Genomic DNA, 20424 nt, shown 5'->3' with positions numbered 1-20424 from the left:
TGAGGGAAGGGCAACATGATGGAAAGCGACGCTAAACAAGTAAAGATCGGTTTGGCTCTGGGCAGTGGCGCGGCCCGTGGCTGGTCCCATATCGGTATTATCAAAGGATTGGCTGAACTGGGTATAGAGCCTGAAATTGTCTGTGGCAGTTCGATTGGTGCGTTGGTGGGGGCAGCCTATGCCGCGGACAAGCTTGATCTGCTGGAGGCCTGGACCCGCTCTCTGACCTGGAAAGAGATTATTCGTTTTCTTGATCCCAGCCTGAATGGTGGTGGTTTCATCCAGGGAGAGAAACTGACCGAGTTTGTAACAGAGTATGTCGATGCGGTGGATTTTGAACAGTTGCCCCGCCAGCTTGGGATTGTGGCGACTGAGCTTGAAAGCGGACGTGAGGTCTGGTTTCGCAGTGGTTCGGTGATGGATGCAGTGCGGGCATCCATCAGTCTACCCGGATTGTTCACCCCGGTTTTCCTAGATGGACGCTGGCTGGTGGACGGGGGATTGGCCAATCCGGTACCCATCTCCCTGTGTCGGGCAATGGGGGCGGATATTGTGATTGCAGTCAATCTCAATGGCGACATTTTGGGTAAGCATCTAAAGCGCGATTCACACAACAGCAAAAAGCAGTCTGAGCCAGTGGAGGGGGGAGATCTGCTGAATCGGATCAAGACCCAACTGAAAAGTACTCTGGAGAGTAGCAAGCGGGACCTGGTCGGGCGGTTGTTCGGAACGGAGCGGGAAACACCTGGGCTCTATGATGTGGTGGCCAGTTCAATCAACATCATGCAGGATCGAATTACCCGCAGCCGGATGGCTGGGGACCCGCCGGATGTGATTTTAGCGCCTCGTATGTCAAAGCTCGGACTAATGGAGTTTGATGAGGCAGAAATGGGCATTAACGAGGGGTTGCGGGAGGTAAAACGGATGCGGCCGGCTTTGGAGCAGCTGTTTCTTACCCCGACACCTCGATAGGTATATTCAGGGTATTATTGAAGCCCCTATCCGTTGGATTTTAATAGCCAGGCTAAAGCGTGCCTGTCTGCAGACCGTGTTATCAAAATTGGTTGTAGGGGTGCTACAAAGGGGTCTTGATGCCTTGCTGGGCACAGAAACAGGCCCGGTAGGATGTATTGGATTCGTCTTAACAGGTCCTAGTGAGACACTGCTTGTTTACGCAATTTTCGGGTCGGTTTCCGCATCCGTGGACCATTTCAGAGTGGCCGGTGGCTGTCAGTAGCAGTATCCACATTCGTGATTCTTGTGTTCGAATCCGACATCGGCTTTCGTTTATCAGCTTCTCTGCTGGATGGTTAGTCGGCGCGCTGGCTTCGGCTCCGGGTGGCAGGTCGATCAGTGGGTGAACAGTGCAAATTCCGCCCATTTTTCTATCAGGGATGGATGATTATTCATTTGATTATTAAGGGATTATTTTGTTTTTAGGGGGTGGCTCGTGGGGAGGCGGCAGTATCGGATGCAAGGCGCTTGCTGATTTCAGGGCAGCCAGAGTTCGTACTTAATTGTAAAGTTTATAAATTTTCGCCGATATATTTTTTTGACGTCTTTTGGATTTGGCAGAGGGATAGGATTCATGTCGCCAGCACGTTTCAGATTAGAACTAAAAAATCAGATAACCTTAATTATATTACTGTTTTTTCTTCCATTCGGTGCTTTCTCCAGCAGTAAGTGCCTCTATATCTCGTCCTATCATCAGGGTTATGCCTGGTCGGACGGGGTTGAACGTGGGCTGAGAAAAAGTATTGGGACCCAATGTGAATTGAAGCAGATCGATATGGACACCAAGCGCCATAAGGATGAGGCATACAAGCAGCAGGCTGCCAAGGATGCCCGGGATCTGATTCTATCCTGGAAGCCCGATGTGGTGATTACCGCCGATGACAACGCGGCGAAATATGTGATTCAGCCCTATTTCAAGGATCATGAGATTCCGTTTGTGTTTTGCGGTATCAATTGGAATGTGGAGGCCTATGGATTTCCTTACAGCAATACCACGGGCATGGTGGAGGTCGCGCCAATCGATGTTCTATTCAACAAGGCCAGAAGTATCCGCATTGGTGCGGAACGTGCGGTCTACCTGGGGGCTGATACCCTGACGGAGAAGAAGAATGCGGCGCGCTTCGAAGGCATGGCCGAGAATATCGGTCTGTTACTGGATCGCCGCCTGGTTTCAACCATGGCCGAGTGGCTGGCCGCGTACGAAGAGGCTCAGGAATACGATTTTGTGATCATCGGCAGCAATTCAGGTATCAACGACTGGGATGAGACCGAGGTGGTCGATCGTCTGAAACGCACCACCCACAGTCTGAGCCTGACTACCCATAATTGGATGATGCCCTATAGCGTACTTGGTTTTACCAAAATTCCTGAAGAGCATGGGGAGTGGGCAGCTAAGGCGGCACTTGCCATTTTAGACGGTGTCGCGCCAACAGATATACCGATCGTATCGAACAGAAAGTGGGAGATTTGGGTGAATCACTCGATTCTTATGGTGAGTGGTCTGAAGCTTCCCGATCCACTGGTGAGAAAGGCCAAGAAAATTCAATAATGATGGAATTCACGATCAGGGAAAAAGTCTTCATCGGTCAGCGCAGGCTGATCGTATGGGTATTGGTGGCTGTTTGTTCCCTGTTGTCGATTACATATTCCGTAACCCGGGAGATTTCCGCCGTTAAACGGGAGTTTGCCAATCAGGCCTGGCAGGTTCAGCGTGCGGTGATCCATCGGGTGGCCAATCTGGAGACAGTGCTGACGGCCCTGGTCGGTCAGCACCATGCCAGTGATATGCTGAGCAGTGCAGAGCAGACCCTGTTTTCCCAGGAACTGTTGATAGCCTATCCGTTCATCCACTCGGTGATGCATGTCGAACGTGTCGCCACTCAGGATGTGGCAGCCTTTGAGCGTCGCATGAAGGTGGAGGGATTTGTCGGTTTTAAATTGAAACGGCATGCGCTTTCTCATGAGGGTGATGGCGGTCGTTATCTGGGATTTCATCTGCCGGTCAGTTTTATCGAGCCGATGGAGCCAAGAACCGCAAGTCTTCTCGGTTATGATCTGGCCAATGAATCGGCTTTTACGATGTTGATAGAAAAGGCGATTCGGGACGGGGATACCATTGCGCTCGAGACACTGCAGAATCGCTATATCAATAAACCTCTCTACCTGATTTTGAAGCCGGTTTATCTGGGGCGTTACCCACCGGAAGCGGCCAGCGACCGCTGGGAGATGTTGAGCGGTTTCGCTGTTTTACGAATCGATTTTGAACAGTTCTTCTCAAGTCTGGAGCTGCCTGGTAAGGATTTAAGCTTAAAACTCTTTCGCGGTGCACCAGCTCTTGATGGTTCCCTGAACAAACTGCTGGCAGAGTTCGGTGCTGAAAATTTGGAACTGGGGCTAAGTCAACATCTGGTCAACTTTACTCAGCCACTGGAAGTGCACGGTTTGCAGTTCACCCTGTCTGTCAGTCGGGTTATCAGCCTGAATGCGATTCATGGATCGAGAGTATTCATTGAATGGCTGATCACCATGTTGGTGTTGGGCTTGATCATTGCGGTATATCGCAATCGTCGATATGCCCAACTGCAGGAAGAGGCGGCGGAAGAGGTATTGGCAATCGAGGGCGCCCGATTCACCAACGTTATCGATACCGCCTTTGATGCGGTAATCACAGCGGATGGCAGTGGTCGAATCGTCAGTTGGAACCAGCAGGCGAGGGAGGTTTTCGGTTATGACGAGCGATTTGTTCTGGGTTTTAGGCTTTTTCAACTCATCCTGCCACCCGAAGCCTTTGTGAAGATTGAGCATGAACTGAAGCCGATTTTTGAGAATCAGAGCAATCTCCCAAGCCGGCTCAGGCTTGAGACCGTCGGCCAGAGAAAAAATGGTCAGGAGTTTCCTTTGGAACTGGCGATATCCAGCTCTACCGCCGGTAATCAGCCGATGCTCAGTATCTTTGCCCGGGACATCACTGAACGCAAACGCTGGGATGAGAAGATACGTTATCTGGCTTATTGTGATTCGCTGACCGATCTGCCCAACCGACAAGCCTTCAAGGAGCAGGTAAGCAAGGCAATCAATACAGCAAAGCGCCATGGTAGGATTGGGGCGGTGCTCTATCTTGATCTGGATGAGTTCAAGCGAATCAATGATACTCTCGGTCACGATATCGGCGATATGCTGTTGCAGAATATCACCAAGCGTCTGGTTGAGCAGGTACGGATATCCGATACGATCAGTTTCTCCCATACCGGGCAGTTCTCGGGTAAAAATATCGCACGGCTGGGAGGCGATGAGTTTACAGTGCTACTGGATGAGATCGAGGAGCCTGAAGACGCCGCCATCGTTGCCAAGCGTGTTCAGAGTGTGATTGCCAGCTCCTACAATCTTAACGGTCATGATGTCTATGTAACCCCGAGTATCGGCATCGCGATCTTTCCACGGGATGGACATGATGTGGAAGAGCTGCTGAAAAATGCCGATACCGCCATGTATCACGCCAAGGCAGTGGGTAAAAACAACTTTCAGTTTTATACCGAACAGATGAATGCACTTGCGGCTACCCGGTTAAAGCTCGAGGGTAAGTTGCGTAAGGCGTTGGTCTCGAAAGAGATGGAGCTCTACTATCAGCCGCAGATCGATATGCGCACCGGTCAGCTGGTCTCTGCTGAAGCGTTACTGCGCTGGCATCAGCCTGAATTGGGTATGATTCCACCCGATGAGTTCATTCCCATCGCTGAAGAGACGGGTATGATCATTGAGCTTGGTGAATGGGTTCTGAATGAGGCTTGTCGTCAGAACAAAGCCTGGCAGGATGCAGGACACCAAAACATCAGAGTGGCGATCAATCTGAGCAGTATGCAGTTCATTCAGCGGGATCTCAGTCATATCGTCGATAATTCTCTGCGCAGCAGCGGTCTGGAACCGAAGTATCTTGAGTTCGAGATCACGGAAAGTATCCTGATGCGGAATGTGAACGAAACCATCGCCACACTGAACGAGTTCAAGATGATGGGTATCAATATCTCGGTGGATGATTTTGGCACCGGCTACTCATCCTTGAGCTACTTGAAACGATTTCCACTCAATTCCCTGAAAATCGATCGTTCATTTATCCGCGATATCCCGGAGAATGCGGATGATGTGACGATTACCTCTGCGATTATCGCCATGGCGCATCAGCTCAATCTCGGAGTGGTCGCTGAAGGTGTTGAAACACAGAGGCAGCTCGATTTTCTGCATCAGCAGGGATGTGAAATGGCGCAGGGTTATTTCTTCAGTAAACCACTACCGGCTGGAGAGTTTGAAGCCATGTTGTGTGGTAATGACAACAAGGTCAGGGTGCTTCAACAGCGCTAACCGACACAGTAGGGCGTTTTTGATTCGTGTTAACAGGCCCTAGTTGAATAATCACGCCGAATTAAAACTGAGCGGCTACTTGTCGGTCGGATTATGGATATGGATGTCCCGCTGTGGAAATGGAATGCTGATCTCCGCCTGATTGAACTTTTGATTGATCGATTCATGCAACGCAGTGATGGTGGCCAAACGATTATCCATCGAGCCAAGATAGACCCGCAGCAGCAGATTGAGTGCGCTATCGCCGAATGCTTCGAATGTGGCTACCGGTTTAGGCTCGGTGAGCACGTTTTCATTCTCTTCAGCCGCTTCGATCATCAGTTTCATGGCCTGCTTTACGTCACTGCCATAAGCGATGCCCACAGTAATGATAATTCGGTTGATTTTGTCACTCAGGGTCCAATTGATTACCCGGCCGGTGATGAACTCTTTATTTGGAATCAACATCTCCTGCTTGTCATAGTTGGTTATGGTGGTGGCCCGGATGCGAATTTTAGAGACCACTCCGGTGGTATCATCCAGGGTCACAACATCACCTACCCGAATCGGTCTTTCAAACAATAATATGATACCGCTGACAAAGTTGGCGACGATCTCCTGTAGACCAAATCCCAATCCAACACCCAGTGCGGCGACCAGCCATTGAATACTCGACCATTGAAAGCCGATGGTGCTGAATGCGGTGATGAAGCCGATACCTGCAATCAGATATTGCAACAAAGTGGTCAGGGCATAACGGGCGCCGGTCTCCAAAGGTAGTCGCTGCAGTAGAGTGATTTCGAGTATACCGGGCAGGTTCTTTGCTGCAAGGATAGTGAAAACCAGAATAATAATACCGATGAAGATGTCGTTCAGAGTCAGCGATCCCTCTGTGACAATACCGTCCACAACCTGGGTGGCGGTAAACGGCAGTTGGATGGTGGTGAGGAAATCCAGAGCAGGTAGAAAGTCGGACCAGATCAGCCAGGTGCCCACCACAGAGCCGAACAGATAACCGAAGCGAACCAGGCGTTTGGCTTGTTCGCTCAAAGTATCAAAATTGATCTCCGGAATCTCAGCGGTAATTACTGTGCTTTCATCTTCCAGTTGCTGTTGCTCCTGCTCTCTTTGTTGACGTAACTCTTCACGTCGTTGCAGAGCGTTCTCATAGCGCAGTCTTCGTTCTGCGATAAACAGATAGCGCAGTAACAGCTCTTTGAGAATAAACAGGCCGACAAAGAACCAGAAGGTCAGTTCCAGCAGCTTCAACAGACGTATGGAGAGGTTTAAATAGCCAATGCTGCCGGCAATGGCAATACCCAGTCCGATCAATAACAATAAGGGAAACCAGAGGAACTGGAGCTGTACCAGGATGGCGTTGGGGTTGATTCTTTGCCAGGTCTGAAACAGCAAGCCTTTCTTGTTTAACAGGCGATGGACAAAAAACAGTGTGATCACCATCAGAGCAATGATGGCTAGTCTTCCGATATTTTGTGTGTCGACAGAGAGGTAGTCACCTTCGCTCAGGGTAACGATGAAGCGTAGCGGAATGGCAACCGGTATCAGCCAACGCAACTCTTTAGTCAAGGCTGAGCAGATCTGACTGTTCCAGCGCAGATGACGTATGCCGATGCCATCAGGAAGACACAGCTGATAGAGCAGTAGTGCCGCAGTCAGGGTGATACCCACAGTGACCAGTGAGGTAGCGACCACCAGACTGAAAGGTGTGGCTGTGGGCAGGGTTTTGAGCAGGATTCCCAGGCTGATCATGATGCCTGGCAAAATACCGATCTTGGCAAGCGTGAGGAGCAGGGCCCACAGGGTCAAACGAATCGAATCAGTGCGTATTTTGCGGGTCGATTTGGCAAGTAGGGGTAGCTGCAGAGTTACATTGCGTTGCTTCCAGACGATCACCATCAGAACGGCTAACAGGGACATCGACAGACCGGGGCGCTGTTTCGCTGCCTGGGTGATTTCGCTGCCGGTTTGAAGCCACTCCTGAGGGGATAGCAATCTGGTCAATCCGGTTTTGAGCTGATTGAGGTCGAGAAAATCGAACAGATCACCGCTTGAGATCCAGATCAGTTGATCGTTGATATAGTCAACATAACTCTCGGAAACCTCAAGCAGCTGCCGCTCGGCCTGGTCGAGTGAGGTCAGCTGGGTAATGTAACGACCATAGATTTTCTGCAGCTCATTGAGTGCTTCCCGGCGTGCACCCAACAGGCTGAAGACCTGTTTGCGCAGTTTATCCGCATTCGCTTCCGACAGGCCTTCCGCCAATGGTTGAGTCACCTGTTCGACATGCTCGGTGAGGCTGCTTTGGGCCAGCAGCTGCTCTTCGATGGCGATCTGACGGTCCGTGGCGATATTGATCTCCTGTTTGCGTTCAGCCGATGAGCGACTGTAGCTCTGCAGTGAGGGCAGAGCCTGACGTCGACGGGAGAGCATTTTTCCGATCGCCTGGCTGGCGCCCACCACATCGACCCGCTGTTTACTGTGTTCGAAGTCGTCGCTGATCTGCTCCAGTTGGCGCTGGGTCGCCTGCAGTTTTTGCGAGACCCGCTTGTCCCAATAGACCAGCTCTTCCAATTCAGCACGGTTTTGCGCGTTTTTCTGGGCGATCGTTTTGATCGGCTCAGGCAGGCTTTTCAACTGCTGGTTGATCTGTTCCGCCTGCTGTCTCGCCTGTTTTGCCTGATCCTCCCTGATGGCGCTGGCCGCCTGGTTGAGCTGTTGCAGTGAGGTCTCCAGTTTGCCGATCTGGGCTGTCGTCGCATCCCGCTTTGCCTGAGCCAGGTTGGTCAACAGGTTCTGGTTGGCAAGGCGTAGCTTGAGCAGTTCGATTTGAGTCTCATGGAGCTGCTTGCGACTGTCCAACAACAGCTGTCTGGCTTGGTTCAGGTGTTTATTTTCACCCTCATCATAGTTTCCGCTCTCCGCGTCGATTTTGCTCAGTATGTCGCTGTGTTCCGATATTTCGCTATTGATCTGCTGACTGCCTACCAGCAGATCGGAAAGGGTTGCAAGCTGCTCTTTATGTTGTTCTCTGGCCTGATTAAGGTCTAGGCTTTGCTGGCTTATCCTTTGCTCGATTTCAACCAGTTCGGACTGTTTGATAAAACTCAGCAGGCTCTCATCCTCAGTGTCAAAAGGGCCGATGCTGCTGCGTAGTTTTTTGATCTCTGCTGGTGCTTCCTCAATGGTTCGGCTGAGTTGTGAGATTTCCCCTTCAAGTTTATTTATCTGGCGTAACCATTTTTCAGCCTGATCGATCAGCTCAACAACTCTCTGCTGGGTGGTTTTTTCCAGGCTCTCATCCTGCAGAGCTTCACTCTTGATCAGTTCAAGTTGTTCAGTTACCAACAGCCGTTTCGAGTCGGCCTGATCTTGTGCGGTCTGTGCAAAACAGGAGAGGCTGATTGTGATCAGTAGCAGAGTTAGGGTGAGTCTGTTCACGATCGAGGCTAGGAGTTACTTGCTTTCCTGGAAGCGGTAACTGATCAGATGCTTGTTATGCTCGGAAACCGGTTCGCCCAGGCCGATCTTGCCATGCCCGAGCAGGGGGATCGTTTCCCGTCGCAGATAGAGAGATTGTTGGTTCTGGGTGGTCAGGTAGGTGCCATTGGTGCTGATGTCTTTGAGTACATATTTGCCCCGGTAATACTCCAGAACAGCATGCGACCTGGAGGCGGAGCTGGCGTTCACCACCAACTCATTCTTTGGGTCCCTGCCTATCCCCACACTCCCCTGGGTGGGTGGCATTTTGTAGGTTTTATTGTTGTACTCGAGAATCAGCGTCCTGGTTGTCAGGCTCTGAGTGATTGGCGCGGTATGGATGAAAGTGACATCCTCTTTCTGCCATAGCAGGTCATAGATGATCATGCGTTCAACTTTGCCTTTGACTTTGACCTTGTCGAACTGCCGGGCCATCAGACGCAACTCATCGGGCAGGGCGTCTACAACCTGTTCTGTGGTGATGATCTGTTTGGCCTGGGCAATGGCGGCCATCCTGGCGGCCACATTGACCGAATCCCCATACATCCGCCCCGCTTCGAAGATGGCCGGCCCATAATGGAGACCGATGCGTGCGGCCATCGGCATAGCGGACTGCTCGGCGTAGAGCTCTACCCGTTCATGAATGCGGCAGGCGGCGATAACGGCGCTGCTGGGGTTGTCATATCGACTCATTACCTCATCACCGATGATCTCCACCACATGGCCACCGCATTCGGTGACGACCTGAGCAATCGCCTCTTCCAGTTCGGTGATCAGCTTCTTGGCAAGGGTGTCACCAAGGCTCTCATACATGCGGGTACTCTCGACAATATCTGCAAATACGATGGCATATGGTTGGGTATTGCTGGTCGACATGTGCAGATGTTGTTTCCCTATCGGAACTTGATCACAGATGCTGAACGTTCAGGTGACAAACCGGTGCTGCGGAGTCTGTTTGGCGGTCTGCATCAACAGGAAATGAGTCAGCGGACCTGATCGAAGGATATGAAGATCAAACCGGATTGTCCAGTGCTGAGTCGAGTCGGTCGAGCAGAATGTCGGCTAGGCCCGGATGTTGTCCCACCAGTGGTGCGATACGTATCTGAATGCCTGGATGAGATCCGGTTAGCTGCTGACAGATCGATTCGATATCACCACCAGCGCCGGCATGACGACCTGGAGAGAGGAAGAGCAGTGCAAGATCGATGGTGATATTCGGTCTGGTGCGGGCAATCTTCTCCAACTGCTCGCTTAACAGTTGGCCATTGAAATCATATTCATCGCCTCTTCGGCGCTCCATCACCGCCTGCTGAAGTTCGATCTCGGGGGGGAGCTGTTGACGAAGATCCGCACAGACCCGCTTTCTCACCTCACTGACCTGGGGAAGCGGAGAGCCGTGGTCGACCAGTATCACCAGTTGGGGCGGCCTCCCCTGGTCTGTGATCTGCAGCTGTTGATGGAGGATGCTTGCCACTCTCGGCTCGCCCTGGGGTAGAGGGTAAAGCTCTTCAGCCAGTGTCAGAGTAAATGGACCGTACTCGGCTCTCAGTTTCTCAAGCTGTTGGGGGATAAAGGAGGTGAGCGCTCGACTCCGACCAAAAAAGAGCGGAACCAGGATAAATGCGGTTTCTCCCTGGTTGAGCTTTTCACGCAAAAAGGTCGGCAGTATCTCGGCTGCTTCACCATTCAATGACTCAGTGGGAATGTTGTCTGCATGCTGCAGTGAAACCGGAAAAACCTGGTGATTGGAGAGGTTGCTCAACTGATTGGCCAGGCGGCGCAGATTGATCACCGAGTCTGCTCGCTTTGAGCCGTTGTCAGCCAGAAGTATGGTTGGGGTTTTCATAGCAATTCGGGGTATCACCAAGTCTCCCCATTATCCTGTTGGCGAATCAATTCGACAACAATTTGTGCGTTACTTAACCATAATTTATTGAAGTGAATTGCGATCTGTCATTGGTGGCATACGATTTGGCTGAGGTATGATTGATCTATCTTCCATTGCCGGTGTCAATTATCAGCATGAACCTGCGTGACCTTAAATATCTTATTGCTGTGGCCGAAACGGAACATTTCGGTCATGCCGCTGCTCAGTGTTATGTCAGTCAACCCACCCTCAGTGGCCAGATCAAAAAACTGGAAGAGGAGTTGGGTGTAACCATTTTTGAGCGTACCAACCGCTCTGTGTCGATCACCCCGTTTGGCGTGGAGATCGTCAAGCATGCCAAATTGATCCTGGAACAGGCGGATGTGATCAGACAGCTGGCCCAGGCGCAAAGGGACCCGATGGCCGGCGCCTTGAGAGTCGGTGCCATACCGACCGTCAGTCCCTATCTGGTGCCGTTGATTCTGATGCCGTTAAAGTCCCTCTATCCGCAGATGCGCCTGGTACTCTCCGAAGAGATCACCGATATGTTGACCCAGCGGTTGCTCGATCATCAGATCGATGTGGCAATTCTGGCCACGGCGGTGAAGGAGCCTGAACTGGAGGTGATGCCGCTTTTCGAAGAGCCCTTCTGGCTGGCTCACCCGCGGGATCACGCACTCTATGACAAGGAGGATATCAGTCGTCGTGATCTCAGTCGTCTCGATCTGCTGTTGCTGGCGGATGGTCACTGTCTCACCAATCAGGTGATGGATGTCTGCCGTATCAAGGAGGGTAAGATGGATGATGAGATGGCCGATCTACGTGCGGCCAGCCTGGAGACCCTGTTGCAGCTGGTCGGAGCTGGGTTTGGCTGTACCCTGGTGCCTGCCCTGGCGGTACGCGGTACCTGGACAACCGATTCCGGCATCATCGCTCGGAAGTTGTCACTCAAGGATGCCTATCGACGGGTCCAGTTTGTCTACCGTAAAACCTTTCCCCGCAAGCAGGCGTTGCATGCCCTGGCCGATGTGATCCGTAAACAGCTGCCGAATACAGTCAAGGCGCTGAGCGATTAAGCCAACTATTGAATTTGAGACAGCCGGTGGGTAGATCATCTACAATCCCACTCCACATCAGTAGAAGCGGTAGGACAATGCACGAAGCGACGCAGCCAGCGACAGGAACCCTCTTTTCCGATCTGTTAAAGAATAGTGAGTCAGATGGGCCGGTTCTGTTACCCGGTGTGCACCCCTTGCCCAATCTGCTGTCACTCGATGCGGAACAGGTACTGGAAGCGTTTCGCCAGAGTCAGTTGGAGGACTTTACCACCATCATCAGTGATCTCGATGCCTCGGAGAGTTCACTGCACCATATCTTTGAAGAGCTGTTGACGATCGCTGAGAAGGATCCTGACAACCGCTTATCCTCACTGAGTATCTTTCAGCCTGGTGCCATGCAGACCCTGTTTGTCGATCTGCATGATCACGTCATGTCCCACCCGGTCTGGCGTCACCCATGCTTTGTGCGCATCTTCGAGGGTGATTTCAATCGGGATCAGCTCAGCTCCTTTGCCCTTAACTATTTCAATCAGGTGAAGAACACCCGTCAGTGCGTAGCGCTGGCCCAGGGGCGTTTTTCCGGTTTCATCGATCTGCCTTACGGCTGTCTGAACGAGCGGGTCTCCGAACTGGTGCAGATTACCCTGGCACAGCTGCTGGCGGATGAGTATGGGGTCGGCACTCACAGTATCGAGAGCTACCCGGATCTGGCCAGCCTGCTTGGTTCCACGACCCATATCGTGATGTACCGGAATCTGTTTGAGGGATTGGGAATACCTTTTGAACAGCAGGATCTGCCGATGCTGCCGGAAGTGGCGGATAATGTCCTGACGCAACGGCTGCTGGCCGGCCACCCCTCATTCAGTCTGCTGGAATCCCTGGCCTCGGTCGGATTGGGCATGGAGTGGGGCGTGCCTGAATTTTTCAGTCTGCTGCTCGGCGGCATGATCCGCTGGGCCTGGCGTGAAAAGGTCGAGTTGACCCAGCACCATCTGATTGTCTTTATCGCCCATGTTCAGTACGACGTACTGCATGCGATCTCAGTCATGCTGGCAACCAGTCTGCTGGGGCATCAAGCAGGCTATGAGGAGCAGATCAAACAGGCAACCAATATGCTGATGTCGAGCCGCTACAACATGATGAGCGGCCTCTACCGGCACCTTTTCGATGAGCCCTGCGACAACATCGACCAGATCGGGCTGGCCTCCCGCTATCAGATAACGGACCGGCGAATCGAGCAGGCCCTGCTGGCGGCCCGCCAGGAGGTTGCTGATGCCAGCGTCACCGATGCCCGGGTCTACAAATCGGATGACCAGGTACCCTTTGTCTTTGCTTGATCCGGAATCGTGTTGAGCGACCGTAACACAACCTATCCATCAACCGGCCATTCTGATCGATAACGGATTGGATAAACACTGGAGTCGTCGATGTATCAGTCCAATAGCCCCGCAGCAGAGCGGTTCCGTAAAACCCTGATTGCCACAGCGAAGGGTTCCAAAGGGGCCCGGGATATGAGTCGGGAGCAGGCCAAGGCGGCTTTGTGTTTCCTGCTCTCTGCCGAAGCCCATCCAGCCCAGGTTGGGGCCTTTCTCACCGCCATGCGCTTCAAAGGGGCCAGGGTTGAGGAGATGAAAGGCTTCCTGGATGCAATGGAGGAGAGCGCCACCCTGATCTCCCCCAGGGTCGAACGGCTGCTTAATTGTAATGGCCCCTATGACGGCCGCAAGAAAGCGCTGCATCTGAGTCTGGCAGCGGCCCTGTTGACCGTTGCCGCTGGAGTGCCGGTGGTGATGCACTCCAACAGCGGCCTGCCACCGAAGAACGGTGTTACCACTGCCGCTGTGCTTGAGGCGATGGGTATCCCGGCCTATCAGGAGCCGCAGCAGGTCACCATGAGCATCGAGGAGAAGGGTTTTGGCCATCTGCATGCCAGCCGTTACCTGCATGGTGTTGAGCGCCTTAAGCCGATTCGACAGACCCTCTTCTACCGTTCCTTTCTGCATGCCTGTGAAGTGATGCTCAATCCGGCCGGTGCCGGCTACTCAATCATCGGTGCCGCTCACAAGAGCTTTTTGCAGCGCTTTGCCACTGCCGCAGGTGAGCGGGGACAACAACGGGTGATGGCGGTTCAGGGATTGGATGGTTGTGATGAACTACCTATGCAGCCGGTCGCTGTGGCCGACTACCATCAGGGCGAATTGAGAGAGTACACGCTGGATCCGGCAGATTTCGGTTTGGCCAGCCAGGAACATCAGCCCTGTGCCGATCCGCAGACTACGGCGAGATTGATTCTGTCGTTGTTTCATGGAGAGGCAAGCCCTGTGCTTAACCCGGTTATCTACAACAGTGGTGTGAGACTCACTCTGTGCGGCAAGGTTGAGCGGATTGCCGATGGAATTGAACTGGCCAGGCAGACCCTCACCTCAGGCAGGGCAGCCGAGACGGTGCAGAAATTACAAGGTTGCTGATCGGCCGCAGATTGAAGCTTCAATAAACCGTGCCCCGCAAGAGCGGGGCACGGTGTGTTATGCGTCAATCGCGACTATTCGGTAATGAGTTTGATTGTGGTCTTCTTTCGCGCGAACTGTATGGCTGGACCATTTCCGGAGACCTCATAGATCTCTTGCAGGGCTTCACCCCAGTGCTGGGGATTGGAGGTCATGGAGCCGGTGGTCGGTAGATCACGGGCGTGGCCGCCATTGCTGACCGTGGGTTCGGTGTCCTTGTGGGCGAGGAAATCCACATAGTGATTGCTGAAAGTTTTATACATCAGTTTCGCTTCCACCTTGATGTCCCCTTTGGCATTGGCGGGTACGCTAAAGCTGTACTCCCGCTCGGCCCAGTTCTGGCCATCCGCATACTCATCCTCCGGGATGATGAAGGCACCCTGTGCCATATAGGCGGCCTTGTCGAAGCCTTGCGGTGGGATTCGGTTGTCTTTAACCACCTTGTTCAGCAAAGCGAAGTGGAACTCCTTCTCGTGTTCGCTGACCGTACCATTGTTATCATCATCGAGCAGATCCCCGAAACCTTCAGCCAGGGCTTTTATCTCGAAGATGTCATCCGGGTTGGCGACCAGTACCTCACCGCTGGCCGGGTCAACTTTACCATCTTCCAGAATCACACCTTTCTTGGTCCAGATCTTGACGTGCAGCCACATCTGCCGGCCCTCACCATAGCCGGTCGGGAGTTTGTGGCCGGTCTTATTGGTGATTTTGAACTTGACGCTGCCGGACTCCCCCGGACGAAGTCTTCTGGATTTATTGACCACACTTATTTTTGCCGTTTTACCATCCACAAAATCGAGATTGTCCAGCACACGGGCATCGAGTGCCGCCTGGCGTGAGGGTGAAACGTCATAGCCGAGGTCACTCCAGGTCTGATCGATGGGGCCCCAGAGGCGTTCAAGATGGGAGAGCATCCAGGTCTGCGCGCCGGCGAAACGCATCGGGCGGTGGCAGTCCTGGCATCGGCCATTGGCCTTGTTGGGGAAGGCGCTGTTATACCACTCGGTGTAGGTGCGCTCGATGGGGTGCGGCATATCGGCCGGTACCCCGTCTCCGTCCGGATCGGTCAGGGTCTTCAGAAACGGATTGGTCACTTCGTGGCAGGAGCCGCACAGGGCGCTCTCTCGCTGGAAGGGATCCATTACCCGCGGCTGATCACTCTCTGTAGCGCTGAAAGGCTCATGCTGGGTTACAAAGTACCCTCCGTTACCTGCGGCCTTGGCGCCGCTGGCATCCTTCTGGTTGTCGATCATGCGATGACAGAAATCACAGGTGATACCATCCATGTGACCTTCCGAGTCCGTGCCGTGGAGTGGGTCGGGCGCTTGGGCGCTGGTTGGAGAGAATTGCTCAAAGCTTGCTCCCCAGAAGTCGCCTCGCAGATGGGGATTTTCGGCGGTTGCCGGTTCGGAGAAGCCTTCCAGCCAACCGGCGGGTGAGTGACAGCGCAAGCAGAAGTCACCGACAACCGCCTGCTCATTCTCCGCTTTGTCCAGCAGTTCCAGGGCGGTTGAATACCCCAGATTGGTAAGTGGCGGAATTTCACCGCCCAGATTCACATGTTCCAGTAGATTGATGAAATCCCGGTTGGCTACATTGAGCGCCGCGTAGAAGGCCGGATCTCGGGCGGCCTGGGCCATAATGCCGCCCGCCCAGTCATTGTGTTCAACACCGGGAAAGCGGGCGGGATTTCTGAAACCGTCAACGATCGGATCGAGTATCTGTCCATCAAGATTGACCCCGGGTGCTGATCCTCTGGGTTGAGTTGAGTCTGTCTCGGTGATGCTGGTGGCTAATGACAGGGGGAGGTAGAGCATGAGTGCAGTGAAGACCACACTCAGAGAATGTCGGGTAATCATAACTAATCCTCAGTTAATAAGTTGCAGATCCAAAGCTCTCGATTACACAAACCCATACGAAGAGTGGTGAATTAAAGTATTTCTCAATGGTTCCAGACAGGAAGGTAGGACCACTACTACCCAGGCAGTGGGGATTCGATTGAATTGTTGATAGGGTAATCCCTTGCGTCAGATCGGTGAAAATAGTTTTGGATGTTGGACCGCTGAGCGGTCGTTTCACGAATTTCTGGGGATCGTCTTTTCTGGATTTGGTGGGATCTCGGCAAGGGTGCGACCAGGCAGGTGCGGCCTGGCCGCACCTGACAGGATCAAAAACGGATCGACTAATCCTGCAGCTCCTCAAGCAGCTGATAGATCTTTAAAAGCAGTTCCTGGGCAACACTGTCATAGGGATCAAAGCTGCCATTGGCACAGAGTGTGATTACTGTATCCTTCTCCTGGAAATAGATCATTTCAGCCTGGTAACCGGGATCTTTGCCGCTGTGGCTGTAGATTACCTCGTCGCTACCGGCGATAGGGGTGATTTTGATGCCCAATCCATAGTTGGACGCTGGTGTGCCGAGCATCGAGGGTTGCAGCATCTCAGTCCGCATGGCGTCGTCCAATACAAGATCAGTGCGCAGGATGCCCAGAATGAACTTGGCCAGGTCATCCGCCGTGGTCTGAATGCCGCCGTCAGCCAGACCGAAATGGCTATACCAGGGGTAGACATCGATGCTCTCCCCTTCGTCATCGACATAGCCGTGTACCAGGCCTGGGATACCTTCCGCCTCATGGCCCTGAAGGGTGTGTTCAAGTCCCAGGGGTTCTATGATCCGATTACGGATCTCACTCTGCAGAGTGGTGCCGGATGCACTCTCAATGATCAGCGCGGCCAGAATATAGTTTGAGTTGGAGTAGCTGTAGTTGCTGCCAGGCTCAAAGTGCAGTGGCTGATCGAGAAAAAAAGGTAGAGCATCCGCCTGCTGCCAGTGGCGTGTTGGGCCGGATAGATAGAAGAAATCGTTATCCCAAGCCTCACTGTCGTTCTGGAAGTCGAACAAACCTGTGGTGTGGTTGAGCAGCATACGGATGGTCATCTGATCACTGGAAGGGATACGGTTGGTAATCTCATCGGGTAACCAATCGGTGATCCTGTCATCGAGGCCGACCAATCCTTCAGACGCCATCTGTACCAAGGTGGCCGCAACAAAGGTTTTACCCACACTGGCCACATAGAAACGGTGTTCGGCGGTCGCCTCCTCCATGGTTTCCAGGTCACTCATCCCCGCACTGCCGGAGAAGTCGATGTTCCTGCCGGCGATACGCACAGAGACCGCCGGCAATCCTTTGCTGACGGCCTCTTCAAGGGCGTCCTGGAACTGCTCGTTGGCTGTCGCGTCATCACTGTTGTTTGAGTTACAGCCGGTCAGCAGGCTCATACCGAACAGGGCAGAAGTAAGGATTACAGGCCAGTATTGTTTAAGACTTTTCATTGGTTCTATTCCCGATGGATATCAATTGGTTTGCTTGGACAGCGTTTGCTGTTGCAGGGAATAGTGGCTTGAAACGGCGGGTTTATCGTCCGCGCGTGTAAGTCCGGACGAATTAAAATATCTTTTTAATCAGTGAGTTGCCTGGTTCCGGTTTGCTTGCCGGCGGATTTTCGATATTCGCTGGGAGTTTGTCCTGTGTGACGCTTGAAAGCGGTATAAAAGGCCGACTTGGAGTTGAACCCCGCATCCAGAGCGATACCCAGGATATTCATCTGAGCGGACTCGGCAGTAAGGTGGCGCTGGGCCTCTTCGACCCGGTAGCGGTTGATGAAATCGAAGAAGTTGCACCCCGCCTGTTCATTGATCACCTGGGAGAGGTAGTTTGGCGAGATGCTGAGTTGCGTGGCCAGCTGTGGCAGGGTGAGTTTGCTGTCGAGGTACGTGCGCTGTTCATCCATGTGGTTTTGCAGTTCCTCAAAAAGCAGCTGGCTGGTCTCACTGTCCAGGGCTGAGCGTTGATACTTGGGTTGAGATTGCGATGGGTCCGTATCGTTCAGGGTTGCACCAGTCTGGTTGGCTTGTGCATCCAGCGATTGCCTGTCAGTTTTGGGATCCGACCGATCTTGTTGAGTAAAAATCGCAGGTTGCCGCAATCCCAGGTAGCCCATGCTGTAGATCACCAGGACAATCATCAGAAAGTGGATACCGATGACCTCTTCGGGGAAAGCGAGCAGATCAGCCAGAAAGACATCGGCCAGATAGAAGAGATAGAGGGCCACCAGGGCCAGCAGCAGGTTCTTCAACCAGGCCAGGTTAATCCTTTCCAGGAAGGAGAACTGATCCTCAATCGATTTCTGATGTTGCAACAGCCGCTTGATGGAGAGCCCCAGATAGAGTGCCATCTGCAAGATTGAAAGTACGCCCACCAGTATCATGGCAAGCCCGGCCCAGAGGATATCGCTATCCTGCTGCTCCCCCTGACTGTTGAGTAAACTCTGCAGTTGCTGCTGATCGAGCAGCAGCAGTGGTATCAGGATCGCAAACCCAAGAAGGAAAGGTAGGAAGTGTCGCCACTGCCGCAGAGTAAAGCGAAACCCCGATCTTGCAGTCAAAGCCGTGACGTAGAGATAGGTGAGTGGTCCAAAAAGAAAATCGATATTGGTATCGATGACCAACAACCTGGGGTAGTTGGCGATATACCCGGACTGATGGAGAAACGCCATCCACAGGTCGAGGGAGAAAGTCAGGGTCAACATCGCCAGCAGGCGGTGTGCCACAGGCAGGCCGCTTTTGGCATTGATCAGCGCCAGGGCGAGAAACATACCCTGTACGGCACCAAGCAGCATGATGGCTGAATAGAGGTCGATTTCAGGTTGCATGATGCTCAGAGGTGGCTGACCTTAGGCCCTAACACGAATCCAATGGAAGGCTAAATTAGCAGCAAATCAGGTCGAAAATCCACACCAGTAACAGAATCAATACCGATAGGCCGGCAAGATTGGCCAACCACAGCCAGAATTTGTCCATAGGTTCTCTCCCTCGGTTTATCTGCAAAGAATTGTGGTGGCGAATGACTGGCCAGTCGTCTCTGCCTGTAAGTCTGGACAACCATCGTGAAGAGACGCCACTTGGGTTAAGGCGGTACACTAGCGCTGTTTGTCTACTATGGGATCTGATTGGATGTTTTGGATAGTTCGAGTGCTGCTGCTGGCCGTGATGGTAATCCTTCCCGGCTGCGACAGAGGGCCGCAAGATCACCGCCAAACCCTGCTGGTGTTCGGCACCCTGCTGGATATCCAGGCCTATACCGATCAGCCGGAGCTGTTCAATGAGGCGGTCAGGGAGCTGGACAAGACCTTTCAAAAGATGCATCGGGAGTGGCATGCCTGGCAGGGAGAGGGGGAGCTGATCCGGCTGAATCGCGCACTGGCCGAAGGGGAGGCTCTGCAGGTATCGGCAGAGCTCGCCGCGTTGCTACATCAAGCCAGGCAATATGCGGTCGACAGTGAGCATCTGTTCAATCCGGCGATTGGCAAATTAATCGGCCTGTGGGGGTTTCACAGTGACCAGCCGCCAGGTGGGCCGCCGCCGCAGAAGGCGGATATCGAGGCCTTGTTGAACAGCAACCCAAACATGCAGGATGTCCGTTTTCAGGGGCATCAGGTCAGTAGCACGAATCCCATGGTCGCCATGGATCTGGGTGCATTTGCCAAAGGCTACGCCTTGAATCTGGCAATCGATGAGCTGAAACGAATGGGGATTGGCAACGCGATTGTCAATGCGGGTGGTGATCTCTGTGTCTCCGGGCGGCATGGTGAACGGCCCTGGGTCATCGGCATTCGCCACCCGCTTGGAGAGGGGGTGATCGCCTCGGTTGGGGTGGCCGATGGTGAGTGTGTTCTGACCTCGGGAAACTATGAACGGTACCGGGAGTTTGAGGGAGTCCGCTACGCGCATATTATCGATCCACGCAGCGGCTATCCGGTGGCCCATGTGGCTTCCGCAACCGTAATCAGTAACCAGGGTGGGTTGGCCGATGCAGCGGCTACGGCACTGAGTGTGGCGGGTCCGGTCGATTGGCCGCGAATCGCAGCGAAGATGGGGTTAACACAAGTGATGCTGGTTGATGATCAGGGGAAGGTCTACCTGACTCCACAGATGCAGTCGAGGATCAGTTTTCAGCAGCAGGTCGATGAGGTGGTGGTTACGGCTGAGACTTTCGATTGATTCGTTTTCTAAGTCGGCAAATAAACGCAAATTGGATTCGTGTTTGGGATTCTACCCATACAGCGGCATAGCCTGTCACTGCTG

At 53.1% G+C, this 20424-nt stretch carries 13 protein-coding genes; 7 read left to right on the top strand and 6 right to left on the bottom strand.

What is annotated here, in order from left to right; translation table 11 throughout:
- The first annotated feature begins 15 nt into the window (after window positions 1-15).
- From rssA to AC4IE8_RS02745, 3 genes are all read left to right on the top strand, one after another.
- Entirely contained in the window at window positions 16-972 is a 957-nt protein-coding gene (gene rssA / locus AC4IE8_RS02755) for a patatin-like phospholipase RssA (RefSeq protein ID WP_490790255.1), read from the top strand.
- Window positions 973-1588: 616 nt separating this feature from the next.
- Window positions 1589-2563 (top strand): ABC transporter substrate-binding protein, encoded by a 975-nt coding sequence (locus tag AC4IE8_RS02750; RefSeq protein WP_490790254.1) that lies wholly within the window; start codon window positions 1589-1591, stop codon window positions 2561-2563.
- Entirely contained in the window at window positions 2563-5370 is a 2808-nt protein-coding gene (locus AC4IE8_RS02745; RefSeq protein ID WP_490790253.1) for a bifunctional diguanylate cyclase/phosphodiesterase, read from the top strand. Before AC4IE8_RS02750 ends, AC4IE8_RS02745 begins: the two co-directional genes overlap by 1 nt.
- 75 nt (window positions 5371-5445) lie before the next feature.
- On the opposite strand, the gene AC4IE8_RS02740 is transcribed toward AC4IE8_RS02745, so the two are convergent.
- The 3 genes from AC4IE8_RS02740 to AC4IE8_RS02730 form a co-directional block, all read right to left on the bottom strand.
- Window positions 5446-8808, bottom strand: a complete 3363-nt coding sequence (locus AC4IE8_RS02740; protein ID WP_490790252.1) for a mechanosensitive ion channel domain-containing protein — start codon at window positions 8806-8808, stop codon at window positions 5446-5448.
- A gap of 15 nt (window positions 8809-8823) precedes the next feature.
- The gene (locus tag AC4IE8_RS02735) at window positions 8824-9723 is read right to left on the bottom strand and encodes an adenylate/guanylate cyclase domain-containing protein (RefSeq protein WP_068989457.1); all 900 of its coding nucleotides are present in this window, start codon (window positions 9721-9723) and stop codon (window positions 8824-8826) included.
- A gap of 136 nt (window positions 9724-9859) precedes the next feature.
- Window positions 9860-10711, bottom strand: a complete 852-nt coding sequence (locus AC4IE8_RS02730) for a sirohydrochlorin chelatase (protein WP_490790251.1) — start codon at window positions 10709-10711, stop codon at window positions 9860-9862.
- A 158-nt stretch (window positions 10712-10869) separates the two neighbouring features.
- Between AC4IE8_RS02730 and AC4IE8_RS02725 the strand changes: the two genes are divergently transcribed.
- The 3 genes from AC4IE8_RS02725 to AC4IE8_RS02715 all read left to right on the top strand — a co-directional run bounded on the left by AC4IE8_RS02725 (window position 10870) and on the right by AC4IE8_RS02715 (window position 14240).
- The gene (locus AC4IE8_RS02725; protein ID WP_068991570.1) at window positions 10870-11790 is read left to right on the top strand and encodes a LysR substrate-binding domain-containing protein; all 921 of its coding nucleotides are present in this window, start codon (window positions 10870-10872) and stop codon (window positions 11788-11790) included.
- Between the two features lie 77 nt (window positions 11791-11867).
- Window positions 11868-13109 (top strand): hypothetical protein, encoded by a 1242-nt coding sequence (locus AC4IE8_RS02720; RefSeq protein ID WP_490790250.1) that lies wholly within the window; start codon window positions 11868-11870, stop codon window positions 13107-13109.
- Window positions 13110-13199: 90 nt separating this feature from the next.
- A complete protein-coding gene (locus tag AC4IE8_RS02715; RefSeq protein ID WP_490790249.1) occupies window positions 13200-14240 on the top strand; it encodes an anthranilate phosphoribosyltransferase in 1041 nt (346 codons plus the stop codon).
- A gap of 74 nt (window positions 14241-14314) precedes the next feature.
- Here the strand turns inward: AC4IE8_RS02715 and AC4IE8_RS02710 are convergent, their stop codons facing one another.
- The 3 genes from AC4IE8_RS02710 to AC4IE8_RS02700 all read right to left on the bottom strand — a co-directional run bounded on the left by AC4IE8_RS02710 (window position 14315) and on the right by AC4IE8_RS02700 (window position 18992).
- The gene (locus AC4IE8_RS02710) at window positions 14315-16138 is read right to left on the bottom strand and encodes a hypothetical protein (RefSeq protein ID WP_068989468.1); all 1824 of its coding nucleotides are present in this window, start codon (window positions 16136-16138) and stop codon (window positions 14315-14317) included.
- Between the two features lie 323 nt (window positions 16139-16461).
- Window positions 16462-17613, bottom strand: coding sequence for a serine hydrolase domain-containing protein (locus AC4IE8_RS02705; RefSeq protein WP_068989471.1), 1152 nt, complete (start codon window positions 17611-17613; stop codon window positions 16462-16464).
- A 125-nt stretch (window positions 17614-17738) separates the two neighbouring features.
- Window positions 17739-18992: a helix-turn-helix domain-containing protein gene (locus AC4IE8_RS02700; protein WP_068989475.1), complete on the bottom strand. Its 1254-nt coding sequence runs from the start codon at window positions 18990-18992 to the stop codon at window positions 17739-17741.
- Window positions 18993-19293: 301 nt separating this feature from the next.
- On the opposite strand from AC4IE8_RS02700, the gene AC4IE8_RS02695 reads away from it, so the two are divergent.
- Window positions 19294-20340 (top strand): FAD:protein FMN transferase, encoded by a 1047-nt coding sequence (locus AC4IE8_RS02695; protein ID WP_490790248.1) that lies wholly within the window; start codon window positions 19294-19296, stop codon window positions 20338-20340.
- The last annotated feature ends 84 nt before the right edge of the window (window positions 20341-20424 follow it).

This window comes from Candidatus Thiodiazotropha sp. AKAK2 (assembly GCF_058244685.1).
This window is presented reverse-complemented; position numbering and strand designations above follow the sequence as displayed.

What these genes read in the sequence shown, in the direction of transcription:
- AC4IE8_RS02735 (WP_068989457.1), bottom strand. Translation starts at nt 9,723, where the DNA reads ATGTCGACCAGCAATACCCAACCATATGCCATCGTATTTGCAGATATT.
- rssA (WP_490790255.1), top strand. Translation starts at nt 16, where the DNA reads ATGATGGAAAGCGACGCTAAACAAGTAAAGATCGGTTTGGCTCTGGGC.
- AC4IE8_RS02700 (WP_068989475.1), bottom strand. Translation starts at nt 18,992, where the DNA reads ATGCAACCTGAAATCGACCTCTATTCAGCCATCATGCTGCTTGGTGCC.
- AC4IE8_RS02750 (WP_490790254.1), top strand. Translation starts at nt 1,589, where the DNA reads ATGTCGCCAGCACGTTTCAGATTAGAACTAAAAAATCAGATAACCTTA.
- AC4IE8_RS02720 (WP_490790250.1), top strand. Translation starts at nt 11,868, where the DNA reads ATGCACGAAGCGACGCAGCCAGCGACAGGAACCCTCTTTTCCGATCTG.
- AC4IE8_RS02705 (WP_068989471.1), bottom strand. Translation starts at nt 17,613, where the DNA reads ATGAAAAGTCTTAAACAATACTGGCCTGTAATCCTTACTTCTGCCCTG.
- AC4IE8_RS02725 (WP_068991570.1), top strand. Translation starts at nt 10,870, where the DNA reads ATGAACCTGCGTGACCTTAAATATCTTATTGCTGTGGCCGAAACGGAA.
- AC4IE8_RS02745 (WP_490790253.1), top strand. Translation starts at nt 2,563, where the DNA reads ATGATGGAATTCACGATCAGGGAAAAAGTCTTCATCGGTCAGCGCAGG.
- AC4IE8_RS02695 (WP_490790248.1), top strand. Translation starts at nt 19,294, where the DNA reads ATGTTTTGGATAGTTCGAGTGCTGCTGCTGGCCGTGATGGTAATCCTT.
- AC4IE8_RS02715 (WP_490790249.1), top strand. Translation starts at nt 13,200, where the DNA reads ATGTATCAGTCCAATAGCCCCGCAGCAGAGCGGTTCCGTAAAACCCTG.
- AC4IE8_RS02710 (WP_068989468.1), bottom strand. Translation starts at nt 16,138, where the DNA reads ATGATTACCCGACATTCTCTGAGTGTGGTCTTCACTGCACTCATGCTC.